The following is a 14332-nucleotide window of genomic DNA, read 5'->3' as shown; positions in this document are numbered from 1 at the left end:
GATGAGCACTTATGAAGGTCTGTATGATTTCAAGTTGACGGAGCAAGAGGAGGAGCGGGCTAAACGCTTGCATGAACAGAACATTATTATCGATTTGCTGTTTCAAGGGCCCTTATCTCCAAGCGCGATTCCAGACTCTATCTCTGACAGAATCAAAGAATTATGTGAGCCTTATAAAGATGAGCCAATGGTATACAGCAGTATGCCTGCAAAAATCATCACAAAGCTATCTGCGAGCGGAGAGATCCCTGAGTATAAGGAAGAGTGGTACAAGTCCGGAATTACAGCAGGGAACCGCGAACTTCATTTGGAAACCTTAGACAGCATCATTACAAGCATGGCAGAGGTGCAGCTGCAATTCGATTCTGCAGATTGGTTAATCAAAGCCTTAACTGCCGAAGACATACGCGCTGCCAAGCGTAATGGTCATAAGGCGGGCATTATCACAGCACAAGAAACGGATGGTCTGGGCACGAATCTTGATCAATTAGATGTACTTTATAACTTCGGATTAAGAATTCTACAATTGACCTATAACAATCAGAACCAGGTTGGGGCGGGCTGCGCAGAACAATCGAATGCCGGTGTCACTAATTTCGGAAAAAGATTCATTGCACGCTTGAACAAGCTGGGAATCATTGTAGATACGGGGCATTGCGGGAAACAGACTACGTTAGATGCCTGCGCTTATTCCACAACTCCGGTGATTGCTTCACATACGGGTGTAGAGGCGATCTATCCGCATATGCGCTGTAAAAGTGATGAGGAGATTATCGCGATAGCCAAGACGGGTGGAGTTATTGGTATTTTTGCTATGCCTTGGTTTGTTCATGAAGATCCTAAACATACAACTATTGACCATGTGCTGGATCATATCGAATATGTAATCCGGCTTGTAGGCGTGGATCATGTCGGAATTGGAACCGATTGGCCGATGAGCGATGTACTCTGGTCATTGGTTTATTTTAAAGAACATATCGCACCCAAGCTTGGATTTGCCAAAGGAGACGGACCTTCTACAGAAACCGTTGCTGGACTTGAGAAATATAGTTATTTTATTAACTTTACTAGAGGTTTGGTTGCCCGCGGTTATGCGGATGCAGATATTGCTAAGATCATGGGCGGCAACTGGCTGCGCGTATTTGAAGAAATTTGCGGATAGGGGATCAACAGATGACAACCTACTTACACACAACTACATTTAACGTCTACTTTTCTGGTGTTTATACAGGCAAAATTCATTTTACAGAGCAACAGATCATGCTCGCTAAGGTCGATCCGCGCAGAAGAACGCAAATGCAGGACAATGTGCTGGATGGACAGTTCAAGACCGTACTCCCGCTTCAAAAAATCCACAAACATTTGGATGCTTATGCTAAAGCAGAATGGGCAGAAGACGAGGTAGTGCTGAGTAATGGCGATATCTATCAAAAGCATATTCAGTATCAGGCGCAGATTGAAGGCCGCGAACTGACCTCACAAGTATGGGCGCTGCGCAAAGAGACGGCTCTGGACATTGTGACTTTGGACGGGGAGATTATCGCTTTTTTAACGCCGAATCGGTATGGTATTGAGCTTATGGTTAAAGCTGGTTATGAGAAGCTGACTCCGTTAGTGGTCTACGATGATCCTCTTCTATCTAAGGCAGAATATGGTGTAAACGATCTGGGCACTGATCTGATTCCGATGCGCGATGGGGTGAAGCTGGCCACAGATGTTTTTTTACCAGAGGGTATTAAGCCGGGAACTAAGTTGCCGACTATTCTCGTAAGAACATGTTATGACCGCAACGGAAAAAAAGAGATTTTTATGAGATGGGCCAATAAAGGTTATGCAGTAGTATCGCAGGATGTTAGAGGTCGGGCGGATTCGGAAGGAGAACTGCTTCCTTTTTATAATGAACGGGAGGACGGCTATGATACGATTGACTGGATTATTGCTCAGGAATGGTCGGATGGCAACGTCGGCATGTGGGGCGCATCCTATCTAGGTTTTGTTGTTGTGGCGGCGGCCACCAGTGGGCACCCGAATCTGAAGGCGGTTGTGGATGAAGTGAATGTAGGCTCTCCATTTGTTGATACCGTTCGCAAAGGGGGAACTCTTTGTTCTTGGCCGTTGCTCTCTTGGACTCTTGCTCAATCTGTGGGTACTCGGACGGATTTTGATATCTTTGGAGGCATTACGGTGAATCCGGAAGCAGCTGTTGATGCAAGACCGATTAGAGAGATCCCTCAGCAAATGATTGGCAAAACATCAGGTCCTTGGGATCTGTGGAGCCAGCATCCGGAGTATGATGATTTCTGGAAAAACTGTACTTTTACCGAGCGCGGTGATCAGGTGCAGGTGCCTATGTATGTTATCTCAGGCTGGTATGACGGCGATAGCGCCGGCGTATCGGAGACTTGGAGAATGCTGACAGAACATGATGTGCCTAATCGCAAAATCCGTCTGGGCGCTTGGGAGCACGGGCCTAACAGAGCCAGAGACTATGAAGGTGTGAGCTTCGGCAATGATGCCGTAGTCTATGATTACGATGTTTCTGTGCTGCGCTGGTTCGACCGCTTCCTCAAGGGCATTCCAAATGGAATAGATCAGGAGCCTAGAGCCTCTTATTATGTTGTTGGTGAAAATAAGTGGAGAACGTCTGCGGATTGGACACCTGCTGAAGCCACAACTTCTTCCTTCTATCTTTCCAGTGGTGGGCGAGCGAATTCAGGACATGGGGATGGTCAACTGCTAGCGGCGCCTGAAGAACATTCTCCTGAAGAACATTCTCCTGAAGATACTTATCTCTATAATCCTCATGATCCTATGAATGATAGTGGTGAACGAGAGCCAGAGAATTTGCGAAAATACGAGCTACGCAATGATATCCTTGTCTACACTAGTGAGATTCTGACGGATGAGCTGACTGTGGCTGGAGAATTGTCTGCGGTTATCTATGCTGCCAGCACGGGCAAAGACACGGATTGGGTAGTTACGCTTAGTGATGTGAATGAACAAGGGGACTCTATCCGGTTATCCAATTATATTGTCAGAGCTAAATACCGTCATGGATTGGAAGCGCCTGAGCTGTTGATTCCTGGGCAGGTGGAGAAATATGATATTTTCATGCCGAATATTGCCCATAGATTTGCTGTGGGACACCGAATTCGGTTCTCGATTACTTCGTCCAGTAAATTCGTTGCTTTCCCTAATACAAATACAGGAAGTAATCCGTATGAAGATTCAGAAGCGATTACTGTGCTGCAGACTGTTTACCATAATCGTGAGTATCCGAGCCATGTGAAGCTGCCGGTGGTTCCTAACGCTTAAATGTGATTTTAATACGAAGAAGGTGCTTAACAAAGGTAAAGGGAATTAACACTTGAAGCTGAAGCTGCATTTGATGAGCAATGATGCTTCAAGTGGTGTACCGAGAGAGCACCAAGTGAACACCGAGTGAGGCCTAGGTGAAACAAAAAGTGAAGAATGAACTTATGCTTCAATAGAAGCGAAAAGTAAAACACTTATAGAGCGATTAGGGAATTTATCCCTGAAATTCTTAGGATTCTGGTCGTCAGGCATATAATTGGGGAAAAACTCCCTAATTATATGCCTGATTTCCGGAAAATTAGGAAAACCCCCTAATTATTAGGGAGTAATTCCCTGATTTCATTCATTTAGAGCGAAAATCTCCTACTTTGAGGGAGTTTTTCCCTAATTAGTTTTAGATCCACTCCGCACAACGCGCAAACGCAGAACGCATTCCCCCATCACGCAAACGCCGCAGAACGCCTACATCGCCACCATCCCAAATGCCACCGCCCAATCCAATGGCATAACTCACTAAGAACTAAATAGTCTATTGGCGAAGCAAAAGTTTTGGTGGAAGAAATGGTCGATCGTCATGAAATAGGCATCACTTAAGGCCGGTATGTGAAATCTCTCCCCAGAATCCCCCTTCCAGACTTATACCATAAACCTTGAACTATACTGCAAGGTCAACCTTGCATTTTTGAAGAAATGTCGATTATTCACAGAAAAGCGCATAAATGCTCCCTTCTTAGGTCACAATAGGGAAAAACCAGAATGAAGGGATTAACGTGAACGCGTTTCGCTTAAAAAAACAACTTTGGCGGCGATGGAGACGTTGGAAAAAGGCGCTTTGGGTAGGAGCTGCTTGTATAGCTCTTACTGTACTGGCTTGGCGCAGTATGCAGGTACCTGAGGAAATCAGTGGACTGCTGACGAATTCTAGCTGGGCGGATAGGGCCGATAGTGAGCTGGCCGCAGCTGTCTTTAAAGTAGGCGAGGACAGTGATGAGGCAAAAGAGAAGGGCACTTTAAATAATGAACAACTGCTGCAAACCATCACCCAAAGTGGGCTCAGCAGAACCGTTCATTTAAAAACAACCTATGTGTCCGGAGAAGAGATTCAGACGTTGCCGGGCGTAAAGAACCCGCTTCAAATGAAGACTATAATCAATGAACACCCTGAATGGAGCGGTTGGATCAGTTCAGAAGGGGATTTGTGGCTGGAACAAAAAGTGAATGATTTATCGACAATGATAAAAAATGAAGCTTATTTTGGTGTAGATGCGTTTGGGAATTTGACCTTGTTTAAAGGTCCGCCAGTTCAGGAGAAGGTTCTGAAGACTTTTTTTCAAATGGATATGGGTTCCCTGAAATCCTCATTGCCGGAAAATATTTGGAAAGAGCTTCACGAGGGGATTCGTGTGCAGGATATTGAAGAGTACAATAGTGTGCTGTCTACCTTCAGTGATTATGCCCGCGAAGCTGCTGAGCATGTTATGCAGAACAAGCAATAGATTTGATAAGCTGTCCAAAAGTCATTATTAATGGCTGAGGGCAGCTTTTTTTTGTATAAAATGAAACGGGGAAGAGCCTAAGCTGTAGGCCTAAAGTTGCCATTTCGCTGCAAACGCTAAACTTTTTTTCTCCCGCAAGGGGGATTTTTGCTATAATGGTTAGAAGGAATACATATGTTCGCTTCATGGCGGAGGAATGGATGAAAACGGTGGAATAATCTGCCTGTTATAGAGGAGAGATCGTGTTTGCGTATTTTGGGAATTGATCCGGGGCTGGCGATCGTCGGCTTTGGCTTTGTGGATAAGGAAGGACATAAACTGACCCCCGTCCAATATGGTTGTATTCAGACTGAGGCTCATACGCCTGAAGAAGAACGACTGCTGCATGTCTATGAAGGCATGGGTCAGCTCATTGATAAATATAAACCCGATGCTGTGGCGATAGAAAAGCTGTTTTTCGCTCGCAACGTTACTACAGCATTGCCAGTGGCGCAGGCCCGCGGTGTGACTATATTAGCTGCAGTACAGCGGGGTCTCCCCGTCTCGGAATATACACCTATGATGGTAAAGCAGGCTGTTGTGGGTTATGGTAAGGCTGAGAAACGGCAGGTCCAGGAAATGGTGAAGCTGCTGCTGAAGCTATCGGCGATTCCGAAACCCGATGATGTGGCGGATGCGCTGGCGGTAGCGGTATGCCATGCCCATTCGAGCAGTCTTAATTCTAAATTAAATGAGGTATTGCGAAAATGATAGATTTCTTAAGAGGACCCGTCGTTCATTTGGAGTCGGAATATGTGGTGCTGGATGTGCAGGGAGTAGGATACCGGGTATTCTGCCCGAATCCTTATGCTTTTGCCAAAGTAGAAGGGCCTGTAACGATCTATATTCATTACCAAACACGTGAGGACGCTACGCTATTATTTGGGTTCCCGACTCGTGAGGAACAAAAATTGTTCCGCAAGCTGATAGAGGTATCTGGCATCGGTCCTAGGGTTGCGCTTGGAATCCTGACAGGTGGAACACCGGATCAGTTGATTTCAGCGATTTATCAAGAGAATATAACGTTCTTAACGAAATTGCCGGGCATTGGCAAAAAGACAGCACAGCGTATGATCCTTGATTTGAAGGACAAGCTGGACGGACTCAGTATGGCTTCAATGCAAACGGGATTGTTTGCAGTGCCAACGGAAGAGGCAACGGATGGATTGGCCTGGCAAGAGGCGCGGGATGCGCTTAAGGGGCTGGGTTATACCGAAAGCGAATTGGACCGCGTGTGGCTCGCTTTGAAGAAAGAGGGAGCAGAGACAGGAACTGTAGATGTGCTGATGAAGAAAGCATTAGGGCTGCTATATATAGCAAAGTAGAGCCGTACACATCCTAAAGAAAGGGAGCGATAGGAAATGGATGACCGGATTATATCCGCGAATTTGATGATGGACGAGCAGGCGGTAGAACTAAGCTTGCGCCCTCGTTATCTGGGAGAATATATCGGCCAGACTCAGGTAAAAGAAAACCTGAAAGTATATATAGAAGCGGCCAAAATGAGAAGCGAAGCGCTGGATCATGTGCTGCTGTACGGACCTCCGGGTCTCGGCAAAACAACGCTCGCTAATATTATCGCCAATGAGCTGGGCGTGAACCTGCGAACAACTTCCGGCCCCGCGATAGAGCGTCCAGGCGATCTTGCCGCTCTGCTGACGAATCTGCAGGAAGGCGACGTGCTTTTCATTGATGAGATTCATCGTTTGCACCGCACGGTCGAGGAGGTTATGTATCCTGCGATGGAGGATTTCGCGCTGGATATCATGATCGGCAAAGGGCCAAGTGCCCGTTCGGTTCGATTGGATTTGCCGCCGTTCACACTGATAGGTGCCACAACCCGGGCAGGACTATTGTCTGCGCCACTGCGTGATCGTTTCGGAGTGGTCAGTCGCCTGGAATTCTATAACATAGATGAGCTGAGTTACATTGTATCTCGAAATGCGGATCTTCTAGGCATTGAGATTGTTGGCGATGCTGCAGAAGAGATCGCGCTTCGTTCGCGGGGAACGCCGCGGATTGCCAACCGCTTATTAAAACGGGTCCGTGATTTTGCTCAAGTGCGCGGAGATGGAATTATAACTCCTGAAATTTCTGGGGAAGCATTGAAGATGCTTCAGGTGGACCCGCGTGGGCTGGACAGTATTGACCACAAGATGTTAAGTGCTATGATTTCAAGCTTTCGCGGCGGTCCTGTAGGACTGGACACGATTGCAGCTACGATTGGTGAGGAAAGTCAGACGATTGAGGACGTATATGAGCCGTACCTGCTGCAGATAGGTTTCTTGCAGCGGAGTCCGCGTGGAAGAATTGTAACCCCGGCCGCTTATCATCATTTAGGGCTTCCGCTCCCTCCGGAGCAGCACTAGTCCGTCACTACAATTATAAAGGAGGATGCTGGATGAAGCATACGAAGAGGAAATGGAGAGGGGTCGCCCCGCTAAGCAAAGGATTGCTTGCGGCTGCACTTGCTGTAGGAAGTTTCCTGATCCCTGCGGGTGCCAGTCATGCCGATTCTAATAGCACGATACGAGTTGCTCTTTATGCTGATATTGGAAGTAAATATAAATCCACTGTGCCAGCAGTAACACTGCTATCAACGCAAAGCTTTACTTTGCTGTCGGATCAAGCAGGAAGTACCCCTTTGGTATCTATCCCAGCACAGAAGCAAATTCGTGTAAGTCTGGACGGATATAGAGTTAAGGTGATGGAGGTTTCAAGCTGGCAGACAGCAGCGGATGCAGCTAAAAAGCTCCAATCCACCTCCGATAAACCGCAGATTTTTGCAATCTCCAGAAATGGAGCGACTGTGTATCAGTTGTACACGGGCGTCTATGCTAGTGAAGCAGCTGCCAAGGATGGGCTTACCCGTGTAGTCAAAGCAGGGCTGAGCATTCCTGCTGACCAAACCCCGGCGGTGAAAGGCAATAAGCATCTATCAGCTGGCCGCTATTCTTCGGAGCAGGAAGCAGATGTGGCGCTAAATAGCCTCACTGCAGCTGGTTTGGATGCTTGGAAGGTGTTTCTGGCAGGAAACGATGGCAGTGCACAAGTAGAGGTATGGGTAGGCGAAGCTGCCAATGATAGTGATTTAACAGCTGTTCAGGCCGCTGTGTCTACGGCGGCACCACAATTTACGGTTTCTGTGGCCACCTCGCCCGGATTAATACTGCGTAAGGATGCCGGGCTGGATTTTAGCAGTGAAACTCAAGCCGATCATTATCTGGTTTCTGGAAGCAATGCTAAATTTCTTGCGGCAGGCAGCGAGACTGGGATTCAGTTAGTGGAAAGATCCAAGCGTACATATCGCGGAAATTTGGAACTGAGCAATTTGAGCGGATCGCTGGCTGTAATTAATGTAGTGCCGCTGGAGCAATACTTGTATGCCGTAGTGGGAGGAGAGGTTTCCTCCAGCTGGCCAGAAGAAGCGCTAAAAGCTCAGGCTGTCGCCGCCCGCAGCTATGCGCTGTCGCAAGGCAACCGTTTTGATGTAGCGAATGTAGTAGATACCACTCTTAGTCAGGTATATAACGGAATCGGGTCTGAAGCTCCCTCCATTATCAAAGCTGTAGATACTACTGCTGGTGAAGTGCTGATGAGCAGTGGTAAAGTTGTTGAGGCTGTATTTTCTTCCAATAGTGGTGGTATGACAGCTGACCCTTCAGAGGTTTGGGCGAATGGTGGCGATGTATTTGCTAGTGTTCCAAGCGTTGAAGATGTTTCGGCTGCTGCTGCTAAGAAGTGGTATTATGTTCTGCTTGCGAATGGTACCTCTGGTTATGCACGTGAAGATAATATTAAATTAACGGGCAGCAAAACTGCTGCCGGACTCGATATAGTTACCGCTACGACCAAAGATGTGAATATACGTCCTCTGCCAGTTATTGAGAGCAGTGTTAGTGCAGTCGGAAAGCTGAATCCGGGTGAGAACGCTGTAGCTCTGGATAAAGTATATGAGTCTGGCAGCTATAGCTGGATCAAAGGGCCGTATACCTCTGCTGAACTTCTAAAAAGCCTGCAGGGCAAAACAACAAGCACGCTCCCTTCCAGTATCTCTAACCTGCAGGTCACCCAGCGCGGTCCTTCTGGAAGAGCGATTCAGGTGAAAGCTAATGGTCAGGCTCTGAATGTGAAATATCCTGATATGTTCCGCTCCGCGTTTAATGGATTACCTAGTACTTTGTTTGATATTGTGGCACCCGGAAGTTATACTGTATTAGGCGCTGACGGCGCTACCGCCACAATTAGCAGCTCGCAGAGTGCTGGTGTGCTTTCCGCATCGGGGAAGGTTAATGTGAATGGCAGTGGAACTGTAGTGATGGGGGGAGATTCTGCGGCCAGAGTGATCACTAACAGCTCGGGCTTTCTGTTCATTGGGCAAGGCAACGGCCATGGTCTAGGCATGTCGCAGTGGGGCGTGAAAGGCATGGCGGACAGCGGGTATGATTACAAGCAAATATTGCAACACTATTATAAGAACGTTACTATAGTTAAGGAATGAAGACAGACCATGAATGTAGATGCTTATGATTTTCATTTGCCGGAAGAATTGATTGCCCAGACACCTCTCGCTGATCGCAGTGCTTCTAGACTGCTTTTAGTGAATAAGGAGGATGGAGAGCTGGCTCACCGGCATTTTACCGATATTATTGATTATTTTAATCCCGGAGACACACTTGTTCTAAATGATACGAGAGTCATTCCAGCGAGATTGTTTGGAGTGAAAGAAGATACTGGTGCTAAGGCGGAAGTGCTTCTCCTGAAGAATCTTGGGGATGATCGCTGGGAAGCTCTTGTAAAGCCAGGGAAAAAGCTCAAGACAGGCGCGGTGATCATCTTTAGTGATGAGCTTCGTGCCGTTATCGAGGACGAAGCTGATATGGGCGGCCGTACGCTTCGTTTCATATATCAGGGTATTTTTCAGGAGATTCTGGACAGGCTGGGAACGATGCCGTTGCCACCTTATATTAAGGAAACACTGGATGATCGTGAACGATATCAGACTGTGTATGCTCGGCATGAGGGATCGGCCGCTGCGCCTACCGCAGGGCTTCATTTTACCCAACAATTGCTGAAACAGATTGAGGCTAAGGGTGTAAAAATCGCTTATATCACCCTTCATGTAGGTCTCGGTACTTTTCGTCCGATGTCTGTAGAGAAGGTTGAAGAGCATGTTATGCATTCTGAGTATTTCGTAATGTCTCAAGAAACGGCAGATACCATAAATGCTACTAAGGCACGAGGCGGTCGTATTATTGCAGTTGGCACAACGTCTTGTAGGACACTTGAAACGGTCGGAAGACAATGTGAAGGTGGTCCGCTTGTGGAATGCAGCGGCTGGACGGATATTTTTATCTATCCAGGGTATAAGTTCAGTGTAGTAAATGCGCTAATTACCAATTTCCACCTGCCAAAGTCTACTTTGGTTATGTTGGTTAGCGCTTTGGCAGGTCGGGAACATATTCTAGCTGCTTATGAAGAAGCGATAGAGCAGAAGTACCGATTCTTTAGCTTTGGAGATGCAATGTTTATTTATTAAGGTAAGAGGATGGGTTAACTTATGGCAGCAATTACTTATGAGCACATCAAAACGTGCAAACAATCCGGAGCCAGACTTGGAAGAGTCCACACTCCACATGGTGTGATTGAGACACCAGCATTTATGCCAGTCGGCACACAAGCTACAGTCAAGACCATGAGTCCTGAAGAGCTGAAAGAGATGGATGCCCATATTATTTTGAGCAATACTTACCATCTGTTTCTAAGACCAGGCCATGATATTGTTCGTGAAGCTGGTGGACTGCACAAGTTCATGAACTGGGATCGTCCGATTCTGACAGACAGCGGCGGGTTTCAAGTATTCTCGTTAAGCGACATGCGCAAGATTACGGAAGAAGGAGTTCATTTCCGTTCTCATCTAAATGGGGATAAGAAATTCCTGTCTCCGGAAGTAGCGATGGAGGTTCAGAACTCCCTGGGTTCAGATATAATGATGGCATTTGATGAATGTCCTCCATTCCCGGCTGAATATGATTATGTAAAAAAATCACTGGAGCGCACCACGCGCTGGGCAGAACGTTGCCTGAAAAGTCATGCTCGTCCTAACGATCAGGGTCTTTTTGCTATCGTGCAAGGGGGCATGTATGAAGATCTGCGCCGTCAGAGCGCGGCTGATTTGACTTCCATGGATTTCCCGGGGTATGCTATTGGGGGGCTCAGCGTCGGAGAGTCCAAGCAGCTAATGTATGAAGTGCTGGATTATACAGTTCCCCTGCTGCCACAAGGCAAACCTCGCTATTTGATGGGCGTGGGTTCACCGGATGCGCTGCTGGAAGGATCAATCCGAGGAGTGGACATGTTCGACTGTGTCTTGCCTACTCGTATTGCCCGTAATGGAACAACGATGACCAGTCAGGGAAGACTCGTTGTACGCAACGCTAAGTATGCCCGTGATTTTGGGCCGCTTGATCCGGAGTGCAATTGCTATACATGCCGGAATTATTCCCGCGCTTATTTGCGCCATCTAATCAAAGCCGATGAAACCTTCGGACTTCGATTGACGACATACCACAATTTGCACTTCTTGTTGGATTTAATGCGTAAAGTGCGTGAAGCCATCAAGGAAGATCGGCTGCTTGATTTTCGCGATGAGTTTTTCGCCAAATACGGATTATATGATAATCTTAAAGGCTTTTAGGGTTTGATTTAAGAGTCATGCTTTAATGTACTTTGAAAGGGGGGAGAAATATGATTCAATCGTTTCAATATGCAGCTAACACAGGTGGTGGAGGTAGTATACTAGGTCTAGTAGGTCCCTTTGTCCTTATGTTTGTAGTATTCTACTTCTTGCTGATTCGTCCGCAACAAAAGAAGACCAAAACTCGTAACGCAATGTTGAAAGCTCTGAAAAAGGGCGATAAAATCGTTACTATTGGAGGACTTCACGGTACGATCATGGAGATTTCCGATGATATCGTGGTTCTGCGGGTCAACGATGTAACTAAGCTGACTTTTGATCGCGGTTCCATTAGTCACGCAGTGGCGACGGATGTCGAAGAGAAAGTATAGACTTGTTATTTAAGTACATAAAAAGCGGTGTCTTCTCATTGGAGAGGACACCGCTTTTTTGATCTTCAAGGTTATTTCGATTTAGCAGTTTAACTTTAACGTACATTTGTTACGCGGCTCGGAACGGTAAGCGATTCTTCACGTCCCCGCAAAGTTAATTTGGCGAGTTGAACGCCAACTGTAGAGGCTAGTACAGCTAGCAAGGTTCCACCAATCATATCTGTAAGCCAATGAATGCCCAGATAGAAGATTCCAAAGACGATTACAACTGCAGAAATGCTAGTGATGACCATCCAGCGGCGGTTCCCTGAACGGAAGGCCAGAAGTGCCATTGTAACAGATATGGACGTATGTAGACTCGGGAAGCAGTTATTGAGACCGGATAGCGGTCTATATTCCTGTTCGAATTTCGGAAATACATCCAGCATAGTAAATTTGACGCCTGCCGGCAGATAGGACCAAACCTCGTTTACCGGGAAGTAAAGATAGAATGGAATCGCCAAGGCATAGTTGATAATAATAGCATAGCAGGTGGCATATAACATCACCCGGTTTTTATCTAACAGATAGACCCCTAATGAAGCTGCTAGAACAGACTGAAGCATGAAAATGTAGAAAAAGACGATGATCGGTGTTAACCATGGACTGTAGAATATATCCTGAACGGCTTGGACAAAATGACCCTCTAGGCCAAATATAAACGGCGTATAATCAGAGGTAAGATGCATTTTTTGTTCAATTTGCAGTTCATATTTATTTATGGCTAATACGCCAAACATTCCTGCAATCAGCAACAAAAACTTATAGGATCGCAGCATCTCTTTCCCAATTTCAACCAATGCCATGAGTGGATTACGTTTAGCGCCAATCCATACTAATATCACTACTAATGCAACTGTGTACAAAACAATATGGTTCATTGATTGGTAAAACAAAGCAATCGAAGCCTCCTTGATCTCTTAATGAAGTCAGATGATCACAGTTTAACATATTTTCAAGGAATGTTTCGAATTTAATGGAATTATAATTTTAGCTTTTTTGTAAATTAACGCCAAACATTCCGCCGAGAGCGCCAATTGCTGCAGCTGCCAGAACCCATAGCAGATCCACACCAGAGGGTGCGCTGTCCAGTGCCAAAAAACCGATCAACAGAACGATAACCCCATAAAATGCGCCTGTAAGACTTCCTTGATACCAGCCTTTGCTCGTGGCTCTGCGACCGGCGGTTAGTCCTCCGAATGCTGCAGCTATGCCGTGTACAATGTACGTGTACATTGAGAGATCCTGCTCCTTCAGACTGCTGCCCCATAACAAAAGTGAGAGGACAAACGCACCCATCAGCATCCAAAGGAATGATCGACATAGGCCAGATAACACAGGATTGGCTATTCTCCATGAGAACATGCGCCGGATTAAATACATGGTACAACCTCCTAAAGTTTTTTTGAGGAAAAAGAATCAACATAGTTATTATTCATTGTATGGGATGGCTTGCCCCAATAGTACAAGAAAGGGCATTGCAGCCTTTTTACCATTAATTAATATGCCGGCTTCCGAATGTTCCCTGCACAGAGCGGTCAGAATAGGGTTACATTAATCCACCCGAGGAAACAAGTCTGCGGGTGAGAATGGAGGGGAGCGAAGCTATATGTTCCAGCATATCTCTACCCATATTTTCTTGACCGTGCTGATGTATTTCTTCATATTCCTGTGTATGCGCATCATGGGGAAGAGGGAAATAGGTAAGCTGTCTGTATTTGATTTAACGATCTCCATCATGATTGCCGAGATTGCTGTTTTTGTGCTTGAGGATATTAATCGGCCGATCTATGAAGGAGTCGTTCCGATGGCAACATTGGTGTTGATACAGGTGATTGTGGCTCAGCTCAGTCTTAAGAGCAGAAAGCTCAGACTTTTAATGGACGGCAAACCGAGCATACTCATTTCTGGCGGCAAGCTGCACCGGGGCGAAATGCGTAGGCAGAGATATAATATTGATGATCTGCTGCAGCAGTTGCGTGGACAGAACATCGCCAGTCCTGCTGACGTGGAATTTGCGATCCTGGAGCCTAGTGGACAGCTAACCGTATTCGAGAAAGAGAAGGGGAGTTCATCCTCTAACCCATCAGGCAATAGCAGTGCAGCTGCTGAGCATAAAAAGAGTGACGATAATAAAGGGAACAAGAACCGTAAGATAGAACTGCCGAAGAATAAGATCAGGTATGAAGGACTTCCAATCCCTCTGATTATGGATGGAAAGGTGCAGGATCAGAATTTAGAGATGATTGGAAAAACCAGATTTTGGTTAAGAACTCAAATTCGCCAAAAGGGAGTATCTGATTTCAAAAATGTTTTTCTATGCTCCATAGATCATAAGGGCAGAATTTATGTCGACCGTTTGGACAACAGATAAC

At 46.3% G+C, this 14332-nt stretch carries 13 protein-coding genes; 11 read left to right on the top strand and 2 right to left on the bottom strand.

The genetic code is table 11. The features are described 5' to 3' along the window. Nucleotide 1 precedes the first annotated feature (1 nt). From MKZ09_RS26745 to yajC, 10 genes are all read left to right on the top strand, one after another. Nucleotides 2-1162, top strand: a complete 1161-nt coding sequence (locus tag MKZ09_RS26745; RefSeq protein ID WP_076206464.1) for a dipeptidase — start codon at nucleotides 2-4, stop codon at nucleotides 1160-1162. 11 nt (nucleotides 1163-1173) lie between these two features. Further along, the gene (locus tag MKZ09_RS26740; protein ID WP_081394321.1) at nucleotides 1174-3315 is read left to right on the top strand and encodes a CocE/NonD family hydrolase; all 2142 of its coding nucleotides are present in this window, start codon (nucleotides 1174-1176) and stop codon (nucleotides 3313-3315) included. A gap of 770 nt (nucleotides 3316-4085) precedes the next feature. Beyond that, entirely contained in the window at nucleotides 4086-4811 is a 726-nt protein-coding gene (locus tag MKZ09_RS26735; protein ID WP_076206462.1) for a BofC C-terminal domain-containing protein, read from the top strand. A gap of 246 nt (nucleotides 4812-5057) precedes the next feature. After that, entirely contained in the window at nucleotides 5058-5561 is a 504-nt protein-coding gene (ruvC, locus tag MKZ09_RS26730; RefSeq protein ID WP_036677679.1) for a crossover junction endodeoxyribonuclease RuvC, read from the top strand. Beyond that, nucleotides 5558-6175 carry a Holliday junction branch migration protein RuvA gene (gene ruvA, locus MKZ09_RS26725; RefSeq protein ID WP_036677675.1) on the top strand — a complete coding sequence of 206 codons (618 nt, stop codon included), beginning with the start codon at nucleotides 5558-5560 and terminating at the stop codon, nucleotides 6173-6175. The genes ruvC and ruvA overlap by 4 nt, the downstream gene beginning before the upstream one ends. A gap of 36 nt (nucleotides 6176-6211) precedes the next feature. Continuing rightward, complete coding sequence (ruvB, locus tag MKZ09_RS26720; RefSeq protein ID WP_036677672.1) at nucleotides 6212-7219, top strand: Holliday junction branch migration DNA helicase RuvB; 1008 nt, start codon at nucleotides 6212-6214, stop codon at nucleotides 7217-7219. Between the two features lie 32 nt (nucleotides 7220-7251). Next, nucleotides 7252-9351: a SpoIID/LytB domain-containing protein gene (locus MKZ09_RS26715; RefSeq protein WP_076137433.1), complete on the top strand. Its 2100-nt coding sequence runs from the start codon at nucleotides 7252-7254 to the stop codon at nucleotides 9349-9351. 9 nt (nucleotides 9352-9360) lie between these two features. Beyond that, nucleotides 9361-10389: a tRNA preQ1(34) S-adenosylmethionine ribosyltransferase-isomerase QueA gene (gene queA / locus MKZ09_RS26710; protein WP_076137431.1), complete on the top strand. Its 1029-nt coding sequence runs from the start codon at nucleotides 9361-9363 to the stop codon at nucleotides 10387-10389. A 21-nt stretch (nucleotides 10390-10410) separates the two neighbouring features. Continuing rightward, on the top strand, nucleotides 10411-11547 hold the full coding sequence (tgt, locus tag MKZ09_RS26705; RefSeq protein ID WP_036677666.1) for a tRNA guanosine(34) transglycosylase Tgt: 1137 nt from the start codon (nucleotides 10411-10413) through the stop codon (nucleotides 11545-11547). Between the two features lie 50 nt (nucleotides 11548-11597). After that, nucleotides 11598-11918, top strand: a complete 321-nt coding sequence (gene yajC / locus MKZ09_RS26700; protein WP_076206460.1) for a preprotein translocase subunit YajC — start codon at nucleotides 11598-11600, stop codon at nucleotides 11916-11918. Nucleotides 11919-12013: 95 nt separating this feature from the next. On the opposite strand, the gene MKZ09_RS26695 is transcribed toward yajC, so the two are convergent. After that, entirely contained in the window at nucleotides 12014-12853 is an 840-nt protein-coding gene (locus MKZ09_RS26695; RefSeq protein WP_232061443.1) for a phosphatase PAP2 family protein, read from the bottom strand. A gap of 94 nt (nucleotides 12854-12947) precedes the next feature. Next, complete coding sequence (locus MKZ09_RS26690; protein WP_038572995.1) at nucleotides 12948-13340, bottom strand: TIGR04086 family membrane protein; 393 nt, start codon at nucleotides 13338-13340, stop codon at nucleotides 12948-12950. A 226-nt stretch (nucleotides 13341-13566) separates the two neighbouring features. Between MKZ09_RS26690 and MKZ09_RS26685 the strand changes: the two genes are divergently transcribed. Further along, nucleotides 13567-14331, top strand: coding sequence for a DUF421 domain-containing protein (locus MKZ09_RS26685; RefSeq protein WP_076130399.1), 765 nt, complete (start codon nucleotides 13567-13569; stop codon nucleotides 14329-14331). Nucleotide 14332 lies beyond the last annotated feature (1 nt).

This window comes from Paenibacillus sp. FSL R5-0908, from assembly GCF_038006245.1.
In the GTDB taxonomy this organism is placed as follows: domain Bacteria; phylum Bacillota; class Bacilli; order Paenibacillales; family Paenibacillaceae; genus Paenibacillus_AQ; species Paenibacillus_AQ odorifer.
This window is presented reverse-complemented; position numbering and strand designations above follow the sequence as displayed.

Excerpts from the sequence above, each read along its gene's own strand:
- ruvA (WP_036677675.1), top strand. The coding sequence starts at position 5,558 with ATGATAGATTTCTTAAGAGGACCCGTCGTTCATTTGGAGTCGGAATAT.
- MKZ09_RS26690 (WP_038572995.1), bottom strand. The coding sequence starts at position 13,340 with ATGTATTTAATCCGGCGCATGTTCTCATGGAGAATAGCCAATCCTGTG.
- MKZ09_RS26740 (WP_081394321.1), top strand. The coding sequence starts at position 1,174 with ATGACAACCTACTTACACACAACTACATTTAACGTCTACTTTTCTGGT.
- MKZ09_RS26715 (WP_076137433.1), top strand. The coding sequence starts at position 7,252 with ATGAAGCATACGAAGAGGAAATGGAGAGGGGTCGCCCCGCTAAGCAAA.
- MKZ09_RS26685 (WP_076130399.1), top strand. The coding sequence starts at position 13,567 with ATGTTCCAGCATATCTCTACCCATATTTTCTTGACCGTGCTGATGTAT.
- queA (WP_076137431.1), top strand. The coding sequence starts at position 9,361 with ATGAATGTAGATGCTTATGATTTTCATTTGCCGGAAGAATTGATTGCC.
- MKZ09_RS26745 (WP_076206464.1), top strand. The coding sequence starts at position 2 with ATGAGCACTTATGAAGGTCTGTATGATTTCAAGTTGACGGAGCAAGAG.
- tgt (WP_036677666.1), top strand. The coding sequence starts at position 10,411 with ATGGCAGCAATTACTTATGAGCACATCAAAACGTGCAAACAATCCGGA.
- ruvB (WP_036677672.1), top strand. The coding sequence starts at position 6,212 with ATGGATGACCGGATTATATCCGCGAATTTGATGATGGACGAGCAGGCG.
- yajC (WP_076206460.1), top strand. The coding sequence starts at position 11,598 with ATGATTCAATCGTTTCAATATGCAGCTAACACAGGTGGTGGAGGTAGT.